The organism is Mesorhizobium sp. M0778 (assembly GCF_040320105.1).
Lineage (GTDB): Bacteria > Pseudomonadota > Alphaproteobacteria > Rhizobiales > Rhizobiaceae > Mesorhizobium.
In genome coordinates this window covers 245,399-267,049 of the sequence record NZ_JAMYPA010000008.1, presented here as the reverse complement: position 1 = coordinate 267,049, position 21,651 = coordinate 245,399, and the positions used below count along the sequence as shown (strand labels likewise).

Sequence of the window (21,651 nt, the reverse complement as noted above, 5' to 3'; positions counted from 1 at the left end):
GGTGACCACCGAGATCGACAAGGACCACGGCGACTACCGCTCGCAGATCACCGATTTCTACGAGCAGTCGGCCGAAAAGGTTGCCGAGCACCTCAGCGCCGGCAGGATGGTTGCGGTGCTCTCGGAAGGCGACCCGCTTTTCTACGGCTCCTACATGCATCTGCATGTCAGGCTGGCGCATCGCTTTCCGACCGAAGTCATTCCCGGCGTCACCGCCATGTCCGGCTGCTGGTCGGCGACCGGCCTACCGATCGTCCAGGGCGACGACGTGCTGACTGTGTTGCCGGGCACGATGAGCGAATTCGAGCTGACGCGCCGCCTCGCCGACACCGATGCCGCCGTAATCATGAAGGTCGGCCGCAACTTGCCCAAGATCAGGCGTGCGCTGGAGGCGACCGACAAGCTGGCACGGGCCATCTATGTCGAGCGCGGCACCATGCCGGGCGGCGTCTCGATGCGGCTCGCCGACAAAAAGGACGACCAGGCGCCTTATTTCGCCATCGTGCTGGTCGCCGGCTGGTCGGGGCGGCCAAGCGCATTGGGAGCCGAAGCATGAGCGGCCGCCTAACCGTCATCGGCCTGGGGCCTGGCAACGCCGACCAGGTGACGCCGGAAGCGAGCCGGGCCGTCGCCGAGGCGAAATTCTTCTACGGCTACAAGCCTTATCTTGACCGGCTTGATCTGCGTCCCGACCAGATTCGCGTCGCTTCCGACAATCGCGAGGAGCTAGCGCGCTCCAGGGACGCGCTGCTGAAGGCTGCGGAAGGCCACGATGTCGCGGTCGTATCGGGCGGCGATCCCGGCGTCTTCGCCATGGCGGCGGCCGTCTGCGAGGCGATCGAGGCGGGGCCGGTCGAGTGGCGCGCGGTCGACATCGCCATCGTGCCTGGCATCACCGCCATGCTCGCCGTCGCCGCCCGCATCGGCGCGCCGCTCGGCCATGATTTCTGCGCCATCTCGCTGTCAGACAATCTGAAGCCGTGGGATTTGATCGAGCTGCGCCTGCTGGCGGCAGCGGGCGCCGGCTTCGTCATCGCACTCTACAATCCGATCAGCAAGGCACGCCCCTGGCAGCTTGGCCGCGCCTTCGAGTGCCTTGCCGCGATCCTGCCCGGCACCACGCCGGTGATCTTCGGTCGCGCCGCCGGCCGTCCCGACGAGCGCATCGAAGTTTTCTTGCTGGCGGAAGCCGACGCGCAAAAGGCCGATATGGCCACCTGCATCATCATCGGCTCGCCGGAAACCCGGATCATCAAGCGCGGTGAAAAGCCAGCGCTGGTCTATACGCCACGGTCGGCAGCGGGCCCAAGAACATGACCGACCAGAAAATGATCGACCATCGCGGCAAGAGATTCGACCGTCTCAGCCGACGTGACGTCCGGCAACGCCGGCCTGCGGATCATGACCACCTCGATGCCGAGCGCCCGCGCTGCGGCGATCTTGCCGTAGGTCGCTTCGCCGCCGCTGTTTTTGGAAACGACGACATCGATGCGGTGCTCTTGAAGCAGCGAGTGTTCGTCCGGCTCCTGGAACGGCCCGCGCGCCAAGAGATAGGTCGCGTCGGGCACAGTAAGTCTTGGTTCGACCGGATCGACGCTCCGGATGAGATAGTGGTGCTGGGGTGCAGCCTCGAAGGCAGTGATCTCCTGCCGTCCGAGCGCCAGGAACACGCGGCGCTGCGCCGATCCCAGCGCCGTCACCGAGCTGGTAACACCGTCGACCAGCGTCCACTGGTCACCTTCGGCAGGCTCCCAGCCTGGGCGCTTGAGCGCAACGATCGGCACGCCGGATCGGCGCGCTGCTTCCGCCGCATTGGCGGAGATCTGCGCCGCATAGGGATGCGTGGCGTCGATCAGCAGGTCGACGTCCGTCTCGTGGAGATACAACGCCAGCCCGTCGACGCCACCAAAGCCGCCAACCCGCACCGGCACGCCTTGCGCGGCCGGGTTTTCAGTGCGGCCGGCCAGCGACAGCGTAATCGCGAGATCGGAGCGCACCGAGAGTATTCCGGCCACCTGCCGGGCTTCGGTGGTTCCGCCGAGGATCAGAATGCGGTGGGTCATCATGCCTGCTGAAGGTCCGCGCGCCGCCGTGCTCACTCCAAAATGGCTCACGATCATCGGCATCGGCGAGGACGGTGTAGCGGGTCTCGGCGACGAGGCCAAGCAGTTGATCGCGGGTGCCGAATTCGTTTTCGGCGGCAAGCGCCACCTGGCCCTCGTCGCATCGCTCGCCAAAGGTGAAGCGCGCGCCTGGCCGACGCCTTTCGATGCCGAAATGCGCGACGTGCTGGCGCTCTCCGGCAGACGCGTCTGCGTGCTGGCCTCCGGCGATCCCTTCTACCACGGTGTCGGCGTCACCCTCGCACGCAAGGTCGCGGCGGAGGATATGCGGGTGATCCCCGCGCCCTCGGCCTTCTCGCTGGCCGCCTCACGCTTGGGCTGGGCGCTACAGGACGTCGAGACCATTTCGCTGCATGGCCGCCCGCTCGACCTGATCCGGCCGTTGCTGCATCCTTGCACCCGCATTCTGGCGCTGACCTCGGATAGCGATGCACCGGAAGCGATTGCCCGTCTCATGACCGAACTCGGCTTCGGCGCCTCGCGGTTGACGGTTCTGGAGGCGCTGGGTGGGCAGAACGAAAGGCTGCGCTCGGCGAACGCCGGCGCTTTCGACCTCGAAAAGATCAACCCACTCAACGTGCTCGCAATCGAAGTTGATTCGACCCCGCAAGCACGCGTCCTGCCGCTGACATCGGGCCTTGCCGATCATTTGTTCGAGCACGACGGCCAGATCACCAAGCGCGAAGTGCGCGCCGTCACCCTGTCCGCTCTCGCGCCAAGGCGCGGCGAACTGCTGTGGGACATTGGCGCCGGCTCCGGCTCCATCGGCGTCGAATGGATGCTCGCGCATCCCTCCATGCGCGCCATCGCCGTCGAAGCCGATCCGGCCCGCGCCGCGCGCATCCGACACAACGCCGCGGCCTGCGGCGTTCCCGGTCTCGCCGTCGTTGAAGGTTCGGCACCGCAAGCTCTTGCCGGACTGGAAACGCCGGCGGCGATCTTCATCGGCGGCGGCGGCAGCGATGCCGGCGTGCTGGAAAGAGCCATCGATGCCTTACCCGCCGGCGGCCGCCTCGTCGCCAACGCGGTGACGCTGGAGATGGAGGCACTGCTGCTTTCCCGTCACGCTGCGCTCGGCGGCGAGCTCACCCGCATCGCCATATCCCGTGCTTCGCCGGTCGGTTCGATGCAGGCTTGGCGGCCGGCTATGCCGGTCACCCAATGGAGCTGGGTGAAGCCATGATGGTCGCGGGCATCGGCAGCCGCAAAGGCGTCAGCGCACGCGACGTGCTTGCTGCGGTAGAAACCGCGCTGGAGGCGCACGGGCTTGCCCTGCCCGCGCTTTCGGCGCTCGCGACCGCGTCTCTCAAGCAGGATGAAGCGGCAATCTTCGCCGCCGGACGCGAACTCCGCCTTCCGGTGATCGTTGTCGAGCAGGACGAACTTAAAGCTGCATCTACAACCAGCCACTCCAACCTATCACAGGAGCACGCCGGCACGCCGTCGGTTTCCGAAGCCTCCGCGCTTGCCGCCGCCGGCAAAGGCGCAAAACTGCTCGGACCACGCACCGTGCTCGGTGCTGTCACCTGCGCCATCGCCATCAGCGGAGATGCGGTATGACCGTCCATTTCATCGGCGCCGGCCCGGGTGCCGCCGATCTGATCACCTTGCGCGGGAGCCGTCTGCTCGGCAGTTGTCCCGTCTGCCTCTATGCCGGATCGATCGTCGCGCCGGAGCTGTTGCAGCACTGCGCGCCCGGAACGATGTTGATCGACACCGCGCCGATGTCACTCGACGAGATCGAGGCCGAATATCTGGCAGCCCACGCGGCCGGCCATGATGTCACCCGCCTCCATTCAGGCGACCTTTCCGTGTGGAGCGCCGTTGCCGAGCAGATCCGCCGGCTGGAAAAGCACGGCATCCCTTACACGCTGACGCCGGGCGTGCCGTCTTTTGCCGCCGCGGCCGCCGCGCTGCGCCGCGAGCTGACCATTCCGGAAGTCGCGCAAAGCCTGGTGCTGACCCGCATCTCCGGCCGCGCCTCGAAAATGCCGCCCGGAGAAACACTGGCCGGCTTCGGCCGCACCGGCGCCACGCTCGCCATCCACCTCGCCATCCACGCTGTCGACCGCGTCGTCGCCGAGCTGACGCCCTACTACGGCGCCGACTGCCCAGTCGCGATCGTCTTCCGCGCCTCCTGGCCGGACGAGCGGGTGTTGACCGGCACGCTGGCGACCATTGAGGCGCAGCTAGGCGCGGATCCTATGGAACGCACGGCGATCATCTTCGTCGGCCGCTCGCTGGCGGCGGAAGATTTTAGTGAAAGTTCACTTTACGACGCCCACTACCAGCGGCGTTTTCGCGGACGAGACGGATCGTGAGCGGCAGCAATAGAAACACTACTGTCGAGCAGGCGCTCACCCGGCTGAACTTCAAGCCGCGCCAGCTGGAGCCCGGACATGTCTGGCTGGCCGGCGCCGGCCCTGGCGATCCCGGCTGCCTGACGCTGGAAGTGCTGGCCGCCCTCGGACAGTGCGACGCGCTGGTTTATGACGCGCTGGTCTCGCCCGAAGTCGTCGCCGTCGCCGAGGGCGCGGAACTGTTCTATGCCGGCAAGCGCGGTGGCAAACCATCGATGAAGCAGGACGACATCACCGCTCTGCTGGTCCGGCTGGCGCGCGAGGGCCGGCGCGTCGTCAGGCTGAAGGGCGGCGACCCCTATATTTTCGGGCGTGGCGGCGAAGAGGCGCTGGCGCTGGCCGGGGAAACCATCCCGTTCCACATCCTGCCTGGCCTGACGTCCGGCCTCAGCGCGCTGGCCGCCACCGGCATTCCCGGCACCATGCGCGGCATCAACAAGGCGCTGATCCTGGCGACCGGTCACGCCGCCGGCACCGATGACGATCTCGACTGGGCGGCCATCGCCCGTACCGGCCAGCCGGTGGTCATCTATATGGGCATGGCCAATCTGCCGCTGATCGCCGCCTCGCTGCTTGAGGGCGCGCTGGCGCCTTCGACGCCCGCCGCGGTAATTGTCGCTGCGACGACACCGCAGGAACGGATCGTCGTCGCCACGCTCGCCACCATTGCGGAAGAGGCAGCGGCCGCCGGTCTGACCTCGCCGGCGCTGATCGTCGTTGGCGGCATCGTCGCGATGCGCGCGGCATTGGCGGGTGAGTCATGACCCGCGCCATCATCATCGGCGCGCCGCGCTCGGGCTCGGGCAAAACCAGCGTCACCATCGGCATTCTGCGCGCGCTCGCCCGGCGCGGCCTGAAGGTGCGCGGCGCCAAATCCGGCCCGGACTATATCGATCCCGGCTTCCACGCCGCAGCCACCGGCCTGTCCGGCGTCAATCTCGACAGTTGGGCAATGCCGCCTGCCCTGCTCAACGCGCTGGCTGGTGAAGCGAACGAGGATGCCGAATTTATCTTTCTCGAAAGCGCCATGGGCCTGTTCGACGGGATTCCGGCTGCTCCAGGACGGTCCGGCTCGGCTGCCGACCTTGCCCGGCTCTACGGCCTGCCGGTGCTGCTGGTGCTCGACGTTTCCGGCCAGTCGACCACGGCAGCGGCCGTCGCCAAGGGTTTTGCCACCTACGATCCGGATGTGCGCATGGCGGGGGTCGTGCTCAACCGGCTCGGCAGCGAGCGCCACGGCCGGCTATGCGGCGATGCCATCGAGGCACTCGGGCTGCCTGTCGTCGGCGCTATCTTGCGCGATCCCTCGCTCAACCTGCCCGAACGCCATCTCGGCCTCGTCCAGGCCGGCGAATATGAGAATCTGATGGCGCACCTCGACCGGCTGGCCGACATGGTCGAGCGCTCGCTCGACCTCGACGCCATCATGGCGCTGGCGGCGCCATTCACGCCCGCGCCGGGCAATTTCGGCGACGCGCTGCCGCCCCCCGGCCAGCGCATTGCACTTGCCGAGGACGCCGCCTTCAGCTTCCTCTATCCGCATGTCGCCATGCATTGGCGCAAGGCCGGCGCCGAGATTATTCCCTTCTCGCCACTCGCCGACGAAGCACCAGGCGACAATTGCGATGTCTGTTGGCTGCCCGGCGGCTATCCCGAGCTTCACGCCGGTCGCCTCGCCGCCGCGGCGAATTTCAGAGCCGGCATGGCGCGGTTCGCCGCTACGCGGCCGGTGCATGGTGAGTGCGGCGGCTTCATGGTGCTCGGCGAGGCGCTCGAGGACGCGTCGGGCGAGACGCATCGAATGCTTGGCCTGCTCGGTCATTCGACCAGCTTCGCCAAGCGCAAGATGAATCTCGGCTACCGCGAGGCGCGGCTGCGTTCCGGGTGCCCGCTCGGCAGCCACGGCACGCTGATCCGCGGCCACGAATTCCATTATGCGCAGATGATCGCGACCGGCAATGACGAGCCGCTGGCCGACCTCGCCGATGGGCAAGGCAATCCGCTCGGCGCCTCCGGCTACCGGCGCGGCCATGTCAGCGGCACCTTCTTCCATGCCATTGCGAGGGGTGGATGAAGGCCTCGCAACGGCAGATTTTCGAGGACATCGCGCTTTGCCTCGTCTTCTTCACCCGGCTGCCGCTGCCGAGAACCGACTTCCGCGTCCGTAGCCTTGCTGCCGCGATCTGGGCGGCGCCCGTGGCCGGCCTCGCCGTCGCTCTGGCCGGTGCGCTGGTCTACGCCATCGGGACAAGGCTCGGCCTGGCCGGAGGGTCTGCCGCCGCATTGACCCTTGCCGCGATCTTGCTCGCCACCGGCTGTCTGCATGAGGACGGGCTTTCGGATGTCGCCGACGGTTTTGGCGGCGGCAAGACACGCGACAGAAAGCTGGAGATCATGCGCGACAGCCGCATCGGTGCCTACGGCGCTTGTGCACTTGCTGTCTCGCTGCTGATCCGCTGGACCGTGCTCGCCGAACTCGCCGGCCCGGTCTACGTGTTCTGGGCCCTCATAGCCGCGCATGCCGCTTCGCGCGGCCTGCTCGGCGCCTTCATGCACCTTTTGCCGCCGGCTCGCAGCGACGGCCTCTCGGCCGAAGCAGGCTTGGTTACGACTGAGACCGCTGGCATCGGTGCCGTACTCGGTGCGGTCGCGCTGCTGGCGCTTGGGTTCGGCGCTGCTATCTTCGCGCTCATCCTGCTTGCGCTTTTGTTTGCCGCCTTCCGCGCGCTGTGCATCAGCCAGATCGGCGGCCAGACCGGCGACACTGTCGGTGCCCTCCAGCAGCTCGGCGAGATCGCAATCCTGATCGTCGCTTCCGTTTCCCTTTCCTGACTCTGTTTCGGAGATTTTGTCCCCATGCCTTTCAAATCGCTCGATGAACTGCGCGCCGCCTGCCTTGACCTGCCCAACGGCAGCGACACCGCGGCCAATGCCGTCGCCCGCCGTCAGGACACGCTGACCAAGCCGCAAGGCAGCCTCGGCCGACTGGAGACGATAGCCGCCTGGCTGGCGCGCTGGCAGGGCCGCGACATGCCAAAGCTCGACCGCGTCAAGGTCTTCGTCTTCGCCGGCAACCACGCCGTCACCACGCAAGGCGTGTCGGCCTTCCCGTCGGAAGTCACCGTGCAGATGGTGGCGAATTTCGCCGGCGGCGGCGCCGCCATCAACCAGCTTGCCCGCATCGCCGGCGCCGATCTCGATGTTATCCCGCTCGACCTCGACCGTCCGACCGGCGATTTCACGCAAGACGCGGCGATGGACGACGAGGCCTTCCTCGCCGCCGTCTCGGCAGGCTACGACGCGATCAGCAGGGAACTCGACCTTGTCTGCTTCGGCGAAATGGGTATCGGCAACACCACGCCGGCGGCGGCCATCTCGACCGCTCTGTTCGGCGGCGGAGCGGAAAGATGGACCGGGCGTGGCACCGGCGTCGACGATGCCGGCCTTGTGCGAAAGATCGTCGCCATCGAGGCCGGCCTCAAGCGCCACGCCACGGCGCTGGCCGATCCGCTGAAGCTAGCGGCCACCCTCGGCGGCCGCGAGCTTGCGGCGATCTTGGGCGCAACGTTGGCGGCGCGCCACCTGGGCGTGCCGGTGCTGCTCGACGGCTTCGTCTGCACCGCCGCCGCAGCACCCTTGGCAGCGCTGCATCCCGCCGGCCTTGCCCACACCATGGCCGCTCACGTATCGGCCGAGTCCGGCCACCGCCGCCTGTTGGAGGCGCTCGGCCTGCCGCCCCTGCTCGATCTCGGCATGCGTCTCGGCGAAGGCTCCGGCGCCTGCCTGGCGGTCAACATCGTCCGCTCGGCATTGGAATGCCATGTCCGCATGGCAAGTTTTGCCGAGGCTGGTGTTTCGGAGAAGTAAGGACCAGACGGCTGCGATGAATGAACCGCTATATCCTTTTCGTGACCCGAAGCATGGCATTCGCGAAATCTATGCGCGAATTGTCCGCGATTTCGATCGGAAGGCTGGGGCCTTTGCGGGGCTCACATACAGTTCACCATGGATGTTGGCCACGGAGGATTGGGCTGAACGATCAGGCCATTCGGTCGAGGACCTATGCAAGATGATTTCTCAAAAGCGGATTTCCTACTTTTCCAAGGAACCCGCGGATCCAGAAACCGTCCGGATTTTTGAGGGTTTTCGCAACGCGGCTGAGGAGTGGAGAGAAGAGACCGGCTACGCGGATCCGCCCACGCGCCTCACCCCCGAGATCAGAAAACTTACGAATTACAAGGAGTTAAAGCACACACGTGGAGACTGTGGAGTTCCATGGGGCTGGATAGACCGTCACACGATTATTTTCTTCGTGACCTCAGCTTTAGGGGCATGATGGAAGATGCTTTTGGCCACGAGGTTCTAGTCGGGATGAAACTAAAGCTTGGATATGGTGGGCCGATCCGGCTGGATTTTCGCTTCCCTTACTACGCAGACGATGAACCTACATCCTTTGGACTGGGCGGTCTCTCGGGCGAGGCGCTATGCCATGCACTTCGACTGCCCAGGCATCCTGAACTCGAATGGATCGCTGGCAAAAGCAAAACAAACTTCGATAACGTCGACCGCGTGATAGCCATAACGCGAGCAATCCTGACCTATCTGAGGCCCACTATCCAATAGTCGGGCGAGTCGACCAGCCGCTGGCGGACATGTGCGACGGCAAAACGCCGTCTCGCGCCGCGGCTCGTTAAGGTCTTTCCACCAAATCCTGGAGATTTTTGGTGGGTGCGCACAGGATTGAACTGTGGACCCGCTGATTAAGAGTCAGCTGCTCTACCAACTGAGCTACGCACCCACTCGGCCGGAAAAACCGGCGTTGGCGGGCATATAGCCGCCGACATCCGCCATGTCCAGCCCTGCCGATTCATTTACCGACAAATTGCCCAAGTGCCGCACATGGTCAGATGAAAAGCCTGCCTTCCGCCGCCTTGACCGCATGGCCGCCGATGCGGGCGGCCGTCAGTTTGCCACCTTCGACATTCAGTTCGAGGCGAATGCGCGAAGGCCGGCCCATCTCCAGCCCCTGCTCGATCCACAGTTGTGAAACGCCGTCGGTCGGGCCGTCGAAATGCATGATCGCGCCGGCGAACGCGGCCGCCGCCGAGCCGGTCGCCGGGTCTTCGTAGGACGGATTGCCGGGCACCATCATGCGGACATGGAAGGCACTGTCGTGGTGCACCGTCTCACGGCAATAGACATAGGGGCTGGCGAAGGCCCATTCGCTTTTGCGTGGTGCCAGTTCCGACCACGCCTGGTTGTCCAGCCTGATCCGGGCAGCCGCCTCCAGATTAGCGACGGGGATGGTCACGTAGGGCACGCCCGCCGACCAGAATGAAACGCGGTGGTTCTCGAAGCCGATCTCGTGCGGCCCAAGGCCAAGGGCCGCGCCGATGGCCTCGGGATCGGCCGACAATTCCAGCTGCGCCGGCAGTTTTGCCAGGTCGAACTCGGCGAAGGTCGAACCATCGTGCTTGCTGACAGCGCAGCGCACCGGCCCGATATTCTCCTCGAGCACGAAGATGCCGGCGGCCTCTCCCGCCATTTCGGCGAGCGCTATCGCCGAGCCGACAGTTGGGTGGCCGGCGAACGGCATTTCATAGTCAGGCGTGAAGATTCGGATGCGGGCCCGGTGCTTCGGGTTGTCGGGCGGCAGCACGAAGACGGTTTCGGACAGGTTGAACTCGCGCGCCACCGCCTGCATCGCCGCAACGTCCAGCCCGTCGCAGTCGAGTACCACGGCCAGCGGATTGCCGGCCAGCCGGGTGGTGGTGAATACGTCGTAAAGCAAGTAATTCCGCTTCTGCATTTCAGTAAGTCCTCTGCCTCATTCCCAACATGAGCGAAATTTAATTTGAATTTTGAACCATTAGGCCTGATTTGTGCACTGATGGGACATCACTGAACATAGGGGTCCGGCGTGGACCAGATTGTCAATCTGCCAAAGACGGATTCCACTTCCGCCATCGAGACGGCGCTCGGGCTTGACCACCAGGGCCTGAAGACAAAACGCCGTCGCGGTTGGCTTTACGCAGTGTTCGCACTGCTTGCCGTCGCCGCGGCTTTTGCCGGCTATGAGTGGTACGCGGGCTCGCCCGCCAAGATCGAGTATACCACGACACTGGCTGCCACGGCCGATCTTACCGTCGCGGTTTCGGCTACTGGCACGCTGCAGCCCCTCACCCAGGTCGATATTTCCAGCGAACTCTCCGGCGTCGTCCGCTCGGTCTCGGTCAACGAGAACCAGCTGGTGAAGAAGGGCGATGTGCTGGCCGCGCTCGACACTGCCAAGCTGGAGGTCCAGATCGAGCGCGCCCAGGCCTCCGCCAAGGCGGCGGCGGCGAGCGTCGAGGACGCCACCGTGACCCTGGCCGAAAACGAAAAGGGCCTGGTGCGCGCGGCGCAATTGACCAAGCGCGGCATGGCGACGGACCAGTCGCTTGAAGCGGCAACCGCCACGCGCGACCGCTCGAAGGCGGCGCTCGATATCGCCAGAGCCAACCTCGCCATGGCCAATGCCGATCTCAAGGCGCAGCAGACGGATCTTGCCAAGAGCACCATCTACGCTCCCATCGACGGCATCATATTGACGCGCTCGGTCGATCCCGGCCAGACGGTCGCCTCGTCGCTGCAGGCTCCGGTGCTGTTCGTCATCGCAGCGGATCTGAAGAACATGGAGCTGAAGGCCGCAGTCGACGAGGCTGATATCGGCGCCGTCAAACCCGGCCAGCATGCGCGCTTCACCGTCGATGCCTTCCCTGAACGGCCATTCGACGCCGAAATCCGCGACATTTCCTATGCCTCGGTCACTACCGACGGCGTCGTCACTTACGATGCAAGGCTGGATGTCGACAACAGCGAGCTTCTGTTGCGGCCCGGCATGACCGCCACCGTCTCGGTCGTCACCAAGCAGGCCAAAAACGTGCTAACCGTGCCGTCCATCGCCTTCCGCTACCGGCCGGCGCAGACGGCGGAGCGCGGTTGGAGCCTCACCGACCTGTTCACTGGCCGCATGGGACGCCCCGGAGGCAACCGCCAGCGCCAGGCGGCGACGAAGCCCACCGACGGCTCGCGCACGCTCTACGTGCTGGAGAATGGGCGGCCGCATCCGGTCAACGTCAAGGTCGGCTCGACAGATGGCGAACTGACCGAGATCGTTTCCGGCCTCGAGGAAGGCGCGCAAGTCATTACCGCCTCGCAGCAGAGGAGCTGATCGTGGCATCCGGCGCGACCCTCATCGGCTTCGACAAGGTCTGCAAAAGCTATGGCCAGGGCGAAGCCCGGGTGCATGCGCTGGCCGGCGTCGACCTCGCCATCAGGCGCGGCGAATTCGTCGCCATCATGGGCCCGTCCGGCTCGGGCAAATCGACGGCCATGAACATCATTGGCTGCCTCGACACGCCGACGGCCGGGACCTACAGCTTCGAAGACATCGACGCCGGCCGTCTCGACCGCAACCGCCGTGCTCAGCTGCGCAATCTTTATGTCGGCTTCGTTTTCCAGGGCTATAATCTGTTGCCGCGCACCACGGCGGCCGAGAATGTCGAACTGCCGCTGATCTATCGCGGCGTCGGTGCCCGCGAGCGCCGCGGCCTGGCCATGCAGGCACTTGCCGAGGTCGGCCTTATCGGCCGCGAGCATCATACGCCGGCCGAGCTGTCCGGCGGCCAGCAGCAGCGCGTGGCGATCGCGCGCGCCATCGTCACCAGGCCGACGCTGCTCGTCGCCGACGAACCGACCGGCAATCTCGACACCGCCCGCACGCACGAGATCATGGAGCTCCTGACGCAGTTGAATACCGAGCTCGGCCTGACCATCGCGATGGTCACGCACGAAGCCGATGTTGCCGGCTATGCGCAGCGCACGATCCGTTTCCTCGATGGCCATGTCGCCTCGGACACAGCCAATCTCGAGATGGCCTAGCCATGATCTGGGAAACCGTTCGCCTCTCGCTCCGCTCCATCCGCCGCAACGTGCTGCGCTCGTTCCTGACGTTGCTCGGCATCGTCATCGGCGTCGCCGCCGTTATCGCCATGCTGACCATCGGCTCGGGCACCACCGAGAAGGTCAAGTCCGACATTTCCAAGCTCGGCAGCAACCTGCTCGTCATTCGTTCCGGCCGGCCGGCCGGACCCGGCGGCCCGGGAGGGCTCGACCAGGTGGTCCGGCCTCTTGCCGACAAGGACTTCGCCGCGCTTGTCGCGCACCTGGACGGCGCGCGCGCCATCTCGCCGGCGTCGCAAAAGCAGGTGCGCGTCATTTTTGGCACCGAAAGCCTGACCTCGGGCGTCACCGGCACCGACAGCGCCTATCTCGATGCCCGCGACTGGAAGCTGGTCTCGGGCCGCCCCTTCAGCGATTCGGAAACCCGCTCCGGCACCGGCGTCTGCCTCATCGGCGAGACGGTGCGCCAGCAGTTCTTCGGCGCCGGCGATCCCGAAGGCGAGATCATCCGCGTCAACCGCACCTCCTGCAAGATCATCGGCCTGCTCGAACCAAAGGGCTATACCGGCTTCGGCCAGGACCAGGACAATGTCGTGCTGATGCCGCTTGCCGCCTATCAGCGTCGCATTGCCGGTAATCGCGACATCGACTCGATCTATGTCGCCGCCGACGACCGTACGCTGACCACGGTGCTGCAGCAGCGCGTCGAGGACATCTTGCGCGACACACGCCGCATCACGCCCGACCGTGACGATGATTTCTCGATCCGCGACATGACCCAGATCGCCGATGCCATGGCCAGCGCGACCACCACCATGACTGGCATGCTCGGCGCCGTCGCCGGCGTCAGCCTGCTCGTCGGCGGCATCGGCATCATGAACATCATGCTGGTGTCGGTAACCGAGCGCACGCGCGAGATCGGCATCAGGCTCGCCATCGGCGCCCACGAAAAGCATATCCTCATCCAGTTCCTGGTCGAGGCAACCGTGCTGTCGCTGCTTGGCGGCATCATCGGCATCCTGATCGGCCTGGCGCTTGCCGGCCTTGCCTCGCTGACGCTGACGATCCCGTTTGCGCCAAGCCCGGCGGTCATCCTGCTTGCGGTCGGCTTCTCCGCGCTGATCGGAATGGTGTTCGGCTTCTTCCCGGCGCTGCGCGGCGCGCGGCTTAACCCGATCGACGCGCTGAGACATGAGTAGGCGTTGCAGCAAGTGTCGCCTCCAGACGCTGCCGATTTTTTATGCAACCTGCCCTTGTCGCAGCACATTCTGCAATGATAACAATGCTGTTGGGGACTAAGGGGGAACAATGGATGAGCAAGAAAGCGCGACTGGCTCTGGCGATTGTGATCGTCGAAGCCGCCTTGGCAGGGCTTTGGTGGAATTTGATCCTTTATGGGATGGAGAATCCCGATCGCGTCACCGCTGACTTCCAGCAGGTAATTGGGCAGACGATGGGAACGGCGATGGGGGCGCTCCTGGGTCTCGGCGTGCTGTTGTATTTTGTCGCCGCCCGCAACGACCGCAAGGCTATTGAAGGCAGGCTACGACGTTAGAGTCGGAAGCCTTGCTCGCTCGCAAAGTGCCATTCGATCAGCGGTCTCATATGCGGCATCAGCCCGTCCGGCAGATCGGCGGCATTGCGGATGATGACGGGGCCTTCGATTTCAGGCTCTGACTCGGCGGCGACGAAAGCGCTGATCCGCTGTGCCAGGTCGTCGGCGGAGGCCGTCTCGCGGTAGCGGCGAAAGATCACCGTGCCGCTTGCCGTCGACAGGGCGTAATGGTGCCTGCCGCGTGCCGCACCTGATAGGTCGAGGCCGGTCTCTTCCCGCACCTCGCGGATCATGTTGAAGTCGACGTCGACAAGGCCGTCGTGGAAATCGGTTGGCTCGAACGAACCGGCGGCGAAGTAGACGCGCCCGGCATTGACCGTATGCGGCGCCATGCGGATCGCCACCAACGCGTTGTCGCCGGCGACCAGCATGGCGTGCGCGTAGGCATGTTCGGCGCCAGGCACCTGCCTATTGCTGCGCCAAAGCATGAAGGTCGAATAACGCACCGCATGGCAGCGGCCGACGAGGCGATTGTCGCGATAGCTGAGAGCGGAAAGCAGCACCACGGTGCCGTCAAAAAGCGCCGGCTTGGCTGCGGTCTCACGCCGCCAGTTTGCGGCGATCGCCTCGGCATTATCGCGCTCGAACGGATGTGGGCCGGGATCGAGCCTGACGTCGATGGCATCGACCGGCAGGATGACGTTGCGCGGCAGGTCGAAACTCACGCGTGTCTCACGCCATGTCGAGGGCAATTGCTACCGGGCAATGGTCGGATGCCTTGGGCCGGTCCCACCCGGCGCGTGGAAAGCGCTCGACCTCCTGGCCCGCCGGAAATATGGTCCGCCAGGGCTGGCCGTTGCGGATGATATCGGGAACGGCGGTGGCGTTCTGCCTGGCTAGCGCCCTCGACAAAAGGATGTAGTCGAGCTGGCAGAGATGCCGCTCTTCCGGTCCGCGCGTGTGATAGAAAGTCCAGCGATCCATTTCCGGCCGCCGCTCGACCGCGTTTTCGCAAAAACCGCCGGCAGTGAGCACGTCGATGCAGGACCGGGTCTCGTCGATGACCTCGAAGCGATAGCCGTCGACGGCATCGCCGGTAATCTTCACGCGCTGCCGGTAGTCGTTCATGTCGCCGCAGATTGCCCAGCGTTTGTCGGCGGCATGGTCCTTGCCGAAGCGCTCCTCAATGATCCGCCGCACCGCTTGCGCCTCGGCGATGCGCAGCGGCATTGTTGCTTCACGGCCGTCGAGGCCGTTGCGGGGAGAGCCCATCGACTTGAAATGCACGAGATAGAGTGTCAACGGCGCGCCAGCCACCGTCAGATCGATTTCCAGGCAGTCGCGCCGGAAGATGCGTTCATTGGCCTGATGTCCAAGCGCTGCCAATTCCGCCGTGTGCAGCCCGAATTGCTCGAACGTGACATAGGCGTAGCTGGTCATACGCACGAATTCGATCGGCTGGCCCTGCGCGGTCTCGTTGCGCATCATCACGGCGACGTCAATGCCGCGCGAATCATTGCCGGCGGTGGTGTATTTCTGCCGGTAGCCTTGCCCCACCATCTTGAACAGATAGCCATATTCGAAGGCCCTCAGCGCCTCGATATTGTCGACCTCCTGCATGCAGATGATGTCGGCGCGGGTGGCCGCGATCGCCAGTGCCGTCAACTGCCGCGTGTCGTCAGACTGCGCGATCGCCCGCGCCTGCTCGAGCATCTTGTATTCGGCCTCGCTCTGGATGTCGAAAAGCGCCAGCGTGCGATCTTCGTTGAGCTGATTGCGGTATCCGGAATAATCAAACCTGTTCATCAGGTTTTCGACGTTGAATGTGGCAAGGCGCAGCGACATGGCTTTGACCTTTGCCCGCAAGCGCGCTCGAAAACAAGGGCGTAGAACCCAGGCGGCCCCGATTGACCGCGCGCTCGTCATGGTTGATGGAACCTTTTTTGTTCATCCTCCGTTCAGATGGAAAGTTCCATGAATGGGCTCTTCCCTGGGTATTCTGGGCGTGGGGCCTGAATCTTAGGAGAGTGCGATGAAACCGCTCTTTTTATCTTCCGTCAGATCCGGGCTGATGGCCCTCGGTCTGATAGCCGGCCTCTCGGCCCCCTCGCTTGCCGGGCCGATGCCCAAACCCCTGCTGCCGGTGGCGGGCAATGCCGCCGACATCGTGCAAATTCGTGAAGATTGGGCAGGCGGCAACGACAGGCAGATCTGGCGTTGGCGCCATCGCGGCTTTCGGCAATGGCACGGCGACAATGATTGGAGATGGCGGTCCAACAATTTCCGCGGCCGTCATTTTTCGAGACACTGGGACAATGGCGGCTGGGACGACAGCTGGCGTAGGCGCCATCATCGCCGCCATTACCGTGGCGGCTACTATGATGATGGTGGTGCGGGCGCCGCGATTCTTGGCTTGGGCCTGGGGCTCGGCCTTGGCAGCCTGTACAACAACTACAACTACTACGACGCGCCGCCACCGCGGCGCTATTACCGGACACAGCGGCTGTCCAGCGCGCATGTCCAATGGTGTTACAATCGCTACCGGTCGTACCGCGCCTGGGACAACACGTTCCAGCCCTACAACGGCCCGCGCCAGCAATGCTATTCGCCCTATAGCTGAGCAGGCCGACAACAAGCATCATTCGGCGCCGTGCTTCGCGGCGCCTTTTTCTTTCAGCCAGGAATCGCGAAAATCGTCCAGCCTCCACCAGCGATAACGCTATTTTTATCAGCCAGGTCTAATAATCCTCCCGATCAGAACGCCCGAGACGCGAAAGATCGCTGGATTGCGTACGATGGCCGAGGACGAACAGAGGGACAAACGCCGGCAGCGCGTCTTGAAGGGCGCGGCGATCCTGACCGGCATGACCAACTCCGAGGTCACATGCACGCTGCGCAACATGCATGCCGGCGGTGCCGAATTGAAGGTCTCGATCGACGCGCGCGTGCCCGATGAGTTCCTGCTCTACGTTCCAACCGACGGCATTGCCTACAAGGCGGAGGTCCGCTGGCGCCGCGAGGACCGAATTGGGGTGATGTTCACCGGCACCGAACCAAAGCCCAGCTGGCACTACGGTTGAGGTTCCCGGCCCTATCCGGGTGGCAGGACTTGCAGTGTCTGCTCGTCAAACAGCGGCTCCTCCTGGCCAACGCGAATGAACAGAAGCTTTCGCAGCTCGGGTGATTGTACCTCGAAATACTGAATGCCGTCCGGGGCTTCGCCCCATTCGCCGCATGGCGGTTCGCCGACCTCGTCAAGGTCTGCAACGGCTTTCAATTCACTGAGATAAACGGCATCGGGACTGAAGACATACCGCAGGGTGCCCGTGGGCGTGACCCCTTCGGTGTAAGGCATGAGCACGCAACGTGTGCTGATAGCCTTCTCGGTCTTCTGCGAGTATATTCGCTGCAACGCGGCGCCAGCGGCCTCGCCCGGCAGCATATCGAAGACTTCGACGACGGGATCGGCCGGCCCGCCATCGCTGTATTTGATGGCAAGAGCATTGCCGCCAAGCTCGAAATGGATCTGGCGGAATCCGAAATCGCAGCGCTGTACCCAGGCAGCCAGCCCGACATCTCTGTCCGCCAGCCGTTCCCAGGTGCATTTGTCGACAGGCGGACGCGACGGCTTGCTTTGGTCGGCACGCGCCCCGATGGCCATGGCCAGAAGGACCGGCAGGGCGCAGATGCAGGCCGGCAGTCTCTTGCTATTCATCGCTGCAACCCGTCAAGGTAAAGGCATCCCAGGCCGAACCATCGGGGTTGGCTTTGGCGAAATCGGGCCATTCGGTAAAAATCGCGCCAAAGTCAGGCAGCAGCAACCCTGTTGGTGCCGGCGAGGCTTCGCGGGAGCTCAACTGCTCGGCACCGCCTGCGTTGAACGCATAGACCTGCCCATCCCACACTCTGCACAGCCCGGTGCCGTCCTCGAGACCCGCCTCACGATCGTCGTCGTTGCAGGTGTGCCGAATCGTCCCCACAGGAAACGAGTACTTGCCATTGGTCCAGGTGATGTCCGATGGCAGACGAATGGGGGTATTGGGCACGATCAGCGAAAAGACCTCTGTCGTCAGCGCGGCCGGTTCGCGGTCGATGGGCCGGAACTGTATCGTCGCTCCCGAACGCGGCTCGCGATAGGTCGCCTGGCTGAGCGAACATTCTGTCGCGTTCGCTGCTTGCAACAGGCTCAGCATGCTCAGAAAAATAGCTGCTGCTTTGCGGATGATCATTTGAGTCCCTGGAGCAGCAGCATTGTGAAGTTTAAGCATCGATGCTTTAGCATGACCCGAGGCCCGGTCGAAAGAAAGAAATCGATGATGCGAAATCTCTTGATGCTCATTTCGATCTTAACATTTTCGTGCGGCAGCGCCTTTGCCACGGAACCCTATGTGGGCACATGGTCCGGGGACAGATCGAACTGTACCGCCGTCGCGGATGTTCAACGCCAGACTGTTTACACATTGTACCCTGAGGCACTGTCGGTTCCTGCTTTCGGCTGCGAACACGCAACGTTTCGCAAGATATCCACGGGCTGGGTGGCGCGGGCCAGCCAATGCTACGGTTCTGATCCCACGATTGAAGAGCCGTTCTCGCGTCTCGTCCATATCGTTGGCAATGGCACGACGGTGAGATTGACCTGGCCTGGCTTCGACAGCGGAGTTCTTGTCAGATGCTGACGACAGGTGCCTTCTTCCGCTGGATATGCAGCATCTAGAACAGCAGCTTCAGATTACGCCTACCAGAAGCGCGGCTCCACCGAGGAAGCCAGCGGCGCAGACCCACAGTAGCCAAAGCCCACGCACCCTGCATTCGAGAACGGCTGCAGCCGGATTGGCGGGATCGTAGTGGACCTCGACCTTGTCGCCCTCGAGGTAGCGCTGCGATTGACCGCTGACGAGGCTCGGCAGCGACGCCGTCACGTTTGCGCCGAAAGCGATGCGATCGGCGGCGTAGCGCTGGCCGGCAACGCTATAGCTGTAGACGATGCGGGATTTGAAAACTGTGTGCCAAGGCCGATAGCCGCCTCCGGACCTGTCGCGGGTCTCGAATTTCTGCAGGCCCGAGGCGTCGATGCGTCCTGCCGTGATGGGCCATTTGGCCGCCTGTTCCGCAAGTGACTTCTGGGCAAAGCCCATGCGCAGGACAAACAATCCCATGAAAAGCAGCAGGGCCGCGGCGCCGAGGTTCTGCGGCTTGGGCAAAAACGGCCGGATCGCTTCCAGGACGCCGCCAACGGAGAAGACCAATACCAGCGCGCCGACCACCAACCCGGCCGAAAGCTGGACCATGAATTTGAAGGAACCGTCGGGCATGGTGCGTTCGATCACGGCCTTGGCTGGATCGGCCGGATTGTAGAAGACGGTTACGCCGGCCCCGTTTGGAAATTTCGCAAGGGTTTCCGCCACCGCAAAGTTTCCAAGGTTCTCCTGCACGCTGTAGTGCGAACTGCGAAACTTCTTGCCGTTCACCTTGTATTCGAAGGTGATCGCCGGGAAGTTGCGCATCTCGGTCGACCCTCTGCTGTCCGAACCGGATCCCGAACTGGTCACCTCGCGAGCCTCGACCCGCGACGAGATGATCTTTCCCTGCGTCGGAGACCAGCGGCTGACCGCCCTCACCTCCCACCACTTCAGCAAGGTGACGAGGGACAGCATGCCGGCAACCGCGCCGGCAAACCCGACCAACAGAAATTTGAGTTCCAACGCTCACCCCCTTGGCCATTTTGTGCCATGCCCTGCACACGCATACCACGACAGCGGGAATAGCGCGCCTGCTGAGAAATCAACGCAAAAAGGCCGGCGGATCGCTCCGCCGGCTTTCTTGATCGACAATGAAATTGCGATCAGTTCTTGGCCTTGTCGACCAGCTTGTTCTTGGAAATTCCCACGCGCCCGCAGGGCGAAGCCCGAGGACGCGTAACGAAACGAACGTGGATTTCCTTCAGTTCTTGGCCTTGTCGACCAGCTTGTTCTTGGAAATCCACGGCATCATCGCGCGCAGCTTGGCGCCGACTTCCTCGATCTGGTGGCTGTCGTTGTTGCGGCGGATGCCCTTGAAGCGCGACATGCCGGCGCGGTATTCCTGCATCCATTCCGAGGTGAACTTGCCAGTCTGGATGTCCTTGAGCACGCGCTTCATCTCGGCCTTGGTCTCGGCGGTGATGATGCGCGGACCCGAGACGTATTCGCCCCATTCGGCGGTGTTCGAGATCGAATAGTTCATGTTGGCGATGCCGCCTTCATAGATCAGGTCGACGATTAGCTTGACCTCGTGCAGGCACTCGAAATAGGCCATTTCCGGCGCATAGCCCGCTTCCACCAGTGTCTCGAAACCGGCGCGGATCAACTCGACCAGACCGCCGCACAACACCACCTGCTCGCCGAACAGGTCGGTCTCGCACTCCTCGCGGAAATTGGTCTCGATGATGCCCGAACGGCCACCGCCGACGCCGCAGGCGTAGGAGAGCGCCAAATCGAGCGCATTGCCCGAAGCGTCCTGGTTGACCGCGACCAGGCACGGCACGCCGCCGCCCTTCTGGTATTCGCCGCGCACCGTGTGGCCCGGGCCCTTTGGCGCGATCATGACGACGTCGACCGAGGCTTTTGGCTCGATCAGGCCAAAATGCACGTTGAGGCCGTGGGCGAAGGCGATCGCCGCGCCGTCGCGGATGTTCGGCGCGATCTCTGATCTGTAGATGTCGGCCTGCAGCTCGTCGGGCGTCGCCATCATCATCAGGTCGGCCCATTTGGCGGCATCGGCCACACTCATCACCTTGAGCCCGTCGGCCTCGACCTTCTTCGCGGTCGCCGAGCCGGCCTTGAGGCCAATGGCGATATCCTTGACGCCGGAATCCTTGAGGTTGAGCGCATGCGCCCTGCCCTGGCTGCCATAGCCGATGATGGCAACCTTCTTGCCTTTGATCAGGTTGAGATCGGCGTCGCGATCGTAATAGACACGCATTTTTCTTCCTTCCCGTTTTGAATTCAGAGGCCCTGCGGCCCGGTTTTTGCCCCGTAAAGAGCGAGAAACTGCTGCGTCGCCCGGACGGCATCGCCGCCGATCGCCGCATCAGTCAATTCCAGCCGGTCGCCGAGCAGCAGGCGGATCTGCACGTCGCGGGCGACCAGCCCGAAAAAGGTGCGGAAAGCCATCTCAGCGTCGGAAAACTCGAGGAAACCAGCTTCCTTGCCTGCCTCCAGCACCGGCTTCAGCCGCCTGGCCAGCGCGAAGCGGCCGTTCTCCAGCACGATGGCGCCGAGATCGTCCTTCCCCGAACTAGCATGGCCGACCGCCACCCGGTTCAGCGCGATCGAGGTGTCGCTCGAAATTACCCTGAGCCAGTCCGAAGCGAAAAGTTCGAGGCTCGCCGTCAGCGAGGCAAGATCGAGTCCCTTGCGGTCGACCGGCACTACCCGCACCTTGGACGCCTGCCATTGCACCGTTGCCGTCAACAGCCCGTCGCGATCGCCGAACCATTTGTAGAGCGTCTCCTTCGAGCAGCTCGCCCGCCGCGCCACGGCGGTCATGGTCAACTGATCGCCCTCTTCGACCAGCAGGCGAAGGGCGGCGTCGAGCACGGCCTTCTGCCGCTCCGTCAGCGTCTCGCTGGTGTCGATGTCGGTCACAGCGTGCAACACAGTCTTTCCTCAGGAGGCGAACTCACCCGCAG

Annotated in this window: 25 protein-coding genes and 1 tRNA gene; 16 read left to right on the top strand and 10 right to left on the bottom strand. The window is 64.0% G+C overall.

Annotated features, from left to right (window positions below):
• Both NKI22_RS14510 and NKI22_RS14505 read left to right on the top strand, forming a co-directional pair.
• Positions 1–556: precorrin-2 C(20)-methyltransferase (locus NKI22_RS14510; protein WP_352958525.1), on the top strand; the 556-nt coding region annotated here is incomplete at its 5' end.
• Positions 553–1,317: a precorrin-3B C(17)-methyltransferase gene (locus tag NKI22_RS14505; protein WP_352639635.1), complete on the top strand. Its 765-nt coding sequence runs from the start codon at positions 553–555 to the stop codon at positions 1,315–1,317. The genes NKI22_RS14510 and NKI22_RS14505, both read left to right, overlap by 4 nt.
• On the opposite strand, the gene NKI22_RS14500 is transcribed toward NKI22_RS14505, so the two are convergent.
• Positions 1,281–2,063 (bottom strand): cobalt-precorrin-6A reductase, encoded by a 783-nt coding sequence (locus NKI22_RS14500; RefSeq protein ID WP_023720759.1) that lies wholly within the window; start codon positions 2,061–2,063, stop codon positions 1,281–1,283. The two genes, NKI22_RS14505 and NKI22_RS14500, sit on opposite strands and share 37 nt — an antisense overlap.
• 1 nt (position 2,064) lies before the next feature.
• On the opposite strand from NKI22_RS14500, the gene cbiE reads away from it, so the two are divergent.
• From cbiE to NKI22_RS14460, 8 genes are read left to right on the top strand one after another with little or no spacing between them, the layout of a single operon-like run.
• Entirely contained in the window at positions 2,065–3,306 is a 1,242-nt protein-coding gene (cbiE, locus tag NKI22_RS14495) for a precorrin-6y C5,15-methyltransferase (decarboxylating) subunit CbiE (RefSeq protein WP_352483035.1), read from the top strand.
• Positions 3,303–3,683, top strand: a complete 381-nt coding sequence (locus tag NKI22_RS14490; protein ID WP_023720761.1) for a cobalamin biosynthesis protein — start codon at positions 3,303–3,305, stop codon at positions 3,681–3,683. The genes cbiE and NKI22_RS14490 overlap by 4 nt, the downstream gene beginning before the upstream one ends.
• Positions 3,680–4,444, top strand: a complete 765-nt coding sequence (cobM, locus tag NKI22_RS14485; RefSeq protein WP_352639638.1) for a precorrin-4 C(11)-methyltransferase — start codon at positions 3,680–3,682, stop codon at positions 4,442–4,444. The genes NKI22_RS14490 and cobM overlap by 4 nt, the downstream gene beginning before the upstream one ends.
• Positions 4,441–5,247, top strand: a complete 807-nt coding sequence (gene cobA / locus NKI22_RS14480) for a uroporphyrinogen-III C-methyltransferase (RefSeq protein WP_023720763.1) — start codon at positions 4,441–4,443, stop codon at positions 5,245–5,247. Before cobM ends, cobA begins: the two co-directional genes overlap by 4 nt.
• On the top strand, positions 5,244–6,557 hold the full coding sequence (locus tag NKI22_RS14475) for a cobyrinic acid a,c-diamide synthase CobB (RefSeq protein ID WP_023720764.1): 1,314 nt from the start codon (positions 5,244–5,246) through the stop codon (positions 6,555–6,557). The genes cobA and NKI22_RS14475 overlap by 4 nt, the downstream gene beginning before the upstream one ends.
• Positions 6,554–7,315 (top strand): adenosylcobinamide-GDP ribazoletransferase, encoded by a 762-nt coding sequence (cobS, locus tag NKI22_RS14470; protein ID WP_352639640.1) that lies wholly within the window; start codon positions 6,554–6,556, stop codon positions 7,313–7,315. Before NKI22_RS14475 ends, cobS begins: the two co-directional genes overlap by 4 nt.
• A gap of 24 nt (positions 7,316–7,339) precedes the next feature.
• Positions 7,340–8,350, top strand: coding sequence for a nicotinate-nucleotide--dimethylbenzimidazole phosphoribosyltransferase (gene cobT / locus NKI22_RS14465; RefSeq protein WP_352814662.1), 1,011 nt, complete (start codon positions 7,340–7,342; stop codon positions 8,348–8,350).
• A 16-nt stretch (positions 8,351–8,366) separates the two neighbouring features.
• The gene (locus tag NKI22_RS14460) at positions 8,367–8,819 is read left to right on the top strand and encodes a hypothetical protein (protein ID WP_352639644.1); all 453 of its coding nucleotides are present in this window, start codon (positions 8,367–8,369) and stop codon (positions 8,817–8,819) included.
• 386 nt (positions 8,820–9,205) lie between these two features.
• Here the strand turns inward: NKI22_RS14460 and NKI22_RS14455 are convergent.
• Positions 9,206–9,281: transfer RNA gene (locus NKI22_RS14455), tRNA-Lys, on the bottom strand.
• Positions 9,282–9,386: 105 nt separating this feature from the next.
• Positions 9,387–10,292: a PhzF family phenazine biosynthesis protein gene (locus NKI22_RS14450; RefSeq protein ID WP_352639664.1), complete on the bottom strand. Its 906-nt coding sequence runs from the start codon at positions 10,290–10,292 to the stop codon at positions 9,387–9,389.
• A 111-nt stretch (positions 10,293–10,403) separates the two neighbouring features.
• Here NKI22_RS14450 and NKI22_RS14445 point away from each other — a divergent pair, with 111 nt between their 5' ends.
• From NKI22_RS14445 to NKI22_RS14430, 4 genes are all read left to right on the top strand, one after another.
• Positions 10,404–11,696 (top strand): efflux RND transporter periplasmic adaptor subunit, encoded by a 1,293-nt coding sequence (locus NKI22_RS14445; protein WP_352814663.1) that lies wholly within the window; start codon positions 10,404–10,406, stop codon positions 11,694–11,696.
• Positions 11,697–11,698: 2 nt separating this feature from the next.
• Positions 11,699–12,406: an ABC transporter ATP-binding protein gene (locus tag NKI22_RS14440; RefSeq protein WP_352814664.1), complete on the top strand. Its 708-nt coding sequence runs from the start codon at positions 11,699–11,701 to the stop codon at positions 12,404–12,406.
• A 2-nt stretch (positions 12,407–12,408) separates the two neighbouring features.
• Entirely contained in the window at positions 12,409–13,626 is a 1,218-nt protein-coding gene (locus tag NKI22_RS14435) for an ABC transporter permease (protein WP_352814665.1), read from the top strand.
• 113 nt (positions 13,627–13,739) lie between these two features.
• On the top strand, positions 13,740–13,982 hold the full coding sequence (locus NKI22_RS14430; protein WP_023720771.1) for a hypothetical protein: 243 nt from the start codon (positions 13,740–13,742) through the stop codon (positions 13,980–13,982).
• Here the strand turns inward: NKI22_RS14430 and NKI22_RS14425 are convergent.
• On the bottom strand, positions 13,979–14,707 hold the full coding sequence (locus tag NKI22_RS14425; protein ID WP_023720772.1) for a hypothetical protein: 729 nt from the start codon (positions 14,705–14,707) through the stop codon (positions 13,979–13,981). The genes NKI22_RS14430 and NKI22_RS14425 overlap by 4 nt on opposite strands.
• 7 nt (positions 14,708–14,714) lie before the next feature.
• On the bottom strand, positions 14,715–15,827 hold the full coding sequence (locus tag NKI22_RS14420) for an endonuclease/exonuclease/phosphatase family protein (protein WP_023720773.1): 1,113 nt from the start codon (positions 15,825–15,827) through the stop codon (positions 14,715–14,717).
• Positions 15,828–16,014: 187 nt separating this feature from the next.
• Between NKI22_RS14420 and NKI22_RS14415 the strand changes: the two genes are divergently transcribed.
• Both NKI22_RS14415 and NKI22_RS14410 read left to right on the top strand, forming a co-directional pair.
• Positions 16,015–16,602: a BA14K family protein gene (locus NKI22_RS14415; protein WP_352483023.1), complete on the top strand. Its 588-nt coding sequence runs from the start codon at positions 16,015–16,017 to the stop codon at positions 16,600–16,602.
• 175 nt (positions 16,603–16,777) lie between these two features.
• Positions 16,778–17,062, top strand: coding sequence for a PilZ domain-containing protein (locus NKI22_RS14410; protein ID WP_352483022.1), 285 nt, complete (start codon positions 16,778–16,780; stop codon positions 17,060–17,062).
• An 11-nt stretch (positions 17,063–17,073) separates the two neighbouring features.
• On the opposite strand, the gene NKI22_RS14405 is transcribed toward NKI22_RS14410, so the two are convergent.
• The 5 genes from NKI22_RS14405 to NKI22_RS14385 all read right to left on the bottom strand — a co-directional run bounded on the left by NKI22_RS14405 (position 17,074) and on the right by NKI22_RS14385 (position 21,619).
• Entirely contained in the window at positions 17,074–17,697 is a 624-nt protein-coding gene (locus tag NKI22_RS14405; protein ID WP_352814667.1) for a hypothetical protein, read from the bottom strand.
• The gene (locus NKI22_RS14400; RefSeq protein WP_352937416.1) at positions 17,690–18,211 is read right to left on the bottom strand and encodes a hypothetical protein; all 522 of its coding nucleotides are present in this window, start codon (positions 18,209–18,211) and stop codon (positions 17,690–17,692) included. The genes NKI22_RS14405 and NKI22_RS14400 overlap by 8 nt, the downstream gene beginning before the upstream one ends.
• Before the next feature lie 495 nt (positions 18,212–18,706).
• The gene (locus tag NKI22_RS14395) at positions 18,707–19,684 is read right to left on the bottom strand and encodes a DUF3592 domain-containing protein (RefSeq protein ID WP_352814669.1); all 978 of its coding nucleotides are present in this window, start codon (positions 19,682–19,684) and stop codon (positions 18,707–18,709) included.
• A gap of 238 nt (positions 19,685–19,922) precedes the next feature.
• On the bottom strand, positions 19,923–20,942 hold the full coding sequence (ilvC, locus tag NKI22_RS14390; protein WP_352483016.1) for a ketol-acid reductoisomerase: 1,020 nt from the start codon (positions 20,940–20,942) through the stop codon (positions 19,923–19,925).
• Positions 20,943–20,965: 23 nt separating this feature from the next.
• Complete coding sequence (locus tag NKI22_RS14385) at positions 20,966–21,619, bottom strand: TetR/AcrR family transcriptional regulator (protein WP_352814671.1); 654 nt, start codon at positions 21,617–21,619, stop codon at positions 20,966–20,968.
• Positions 21,620–21,651: the final 32 nt, after the last annotated feature.

Bases quoted from the DNA above. Each gene is read 5' to 3' on its own strand.
- NKI22_RS14505 (WP_352639635.1), top strand. From the start codon at position 553: ATGAGCGGCCGCCTAACCGTCATCGGCCTGGGGCCTGGCAACGCCGAC.
- NKI22_RS14500 (WP_023720759.1), bottom strand. From the start codon at position 2,063: ATGACCCACCGCATTCTGATCCTCGGCGGAACCACCGAAGCCCGGCAG.
- cbiE (WP_352483035.1), top strand. From the start codon at position 2,065: ATGCCTGCTGAAGGTCCGCGCGCCGCCGTGCTCACTCCAAAATGGCTC.
- NKI22_RS14490 (WP_023720761.1), top strand. From the start codon at position 3,303: ATGATGGTCGCGGGCATCGGCAGCCGCAAAGGCGTCAGCGCACGCGAC.
- cobM (WP_352639638.1), top strand. From the start codon at position 3,680: ATGACCGTCCATTTCATCGGCGCCGGCCCGGGTGCCGCCGATCTGATC.
- NKI22_RS14475 (WP_023720764.1), top strand. From the start codon at position 5,244: ATGACCCGCGCCATCATCATCGGCGCGCCGCGCTCGGGCTCGGGCAAA.
- cobS (WP_352639640.1), top strand. From the start codon at position 6,554: ATGAAGGCCTCGCAACGGCAGATTTTCGAGGACATCGCGCTTTGCCTC.
- cobT (WP_352814662.1), top strand. From the start codon at position 7,340: ATGCCTTTCAAATCGCTCGATGAACTGCGCGCCGCCTGCCTTGACCTG.
- NKI22_RS14460 (WP_352639644.1), top strand. From the start codon at position 8,367: ATGAATGAACCGCTATATCCTTTTCGTGACCCGAAGCATGGCATTCGC.
- NKI22_RS14450 (WP_352639664.1), bottom strand. From the start codon at position 10,292: ATGCAGAAGCGGAATTACTTGCTTTACGACGTATTCACCACCACCCGG.
- NKI22_RS14435 (WP_352814665.1), top strand. From the start codon at position 12,409: ATGATCTGGGAAACCGTTCGCCTCTCGCTCCGCTCCATCCGCCGCAAC.
- NKI22_RS14430 (WP_023720771.1), top strand. From the start codon at position 13,740: ATGAGCAAGAAAGCGCGACTGGCTCTGGCGATTGTGATCGTCGAAGCC.
- NKI22_RS14420 (WP_023720773.1), bottom strand. From the start codon at position 15,827: ATGTCGCTGCGCCTTGCCACATTCAACGTCGAAAACCTGATGAACAGG.
- NKI22_RS14415 (WP_352483023.1), top strand. From the start codon at position 16,015: ATGAAACCGCTCTTTTTATCTTCCGTCAGATCCGGGCTGATGGCCCTC.
- NKI22_RS14410 (WP_352483022.1), top strand. From the start codon at position 16,778: ATGGCCGAGGACGAACAGAGGGACAAACGCCGGCAGCGCGTCTTGAAG.
- NKI22_RS14405 (WP_352814667.1), bottom strand. From the start codon at position 17,697: ATGAATAGCAAGAGACTGCCGGCCTGCATCTGCGCCCTGCCGGTCCTT.
- NKI22_RS14400 (WP_352937416.1), bottom strand. From the start codon at position 18,211: ATGATCATCCGCAAAGCAGCAGCTATTTTTCTGAGCATGCTGAGCCTG.
- ilvC (WP_352483016.1), bottom strand. From the start codon at position 20,942: ATGCGTGTCTATTACGATCGCGACGCCGATCTCAACCTGATCAAAGGC.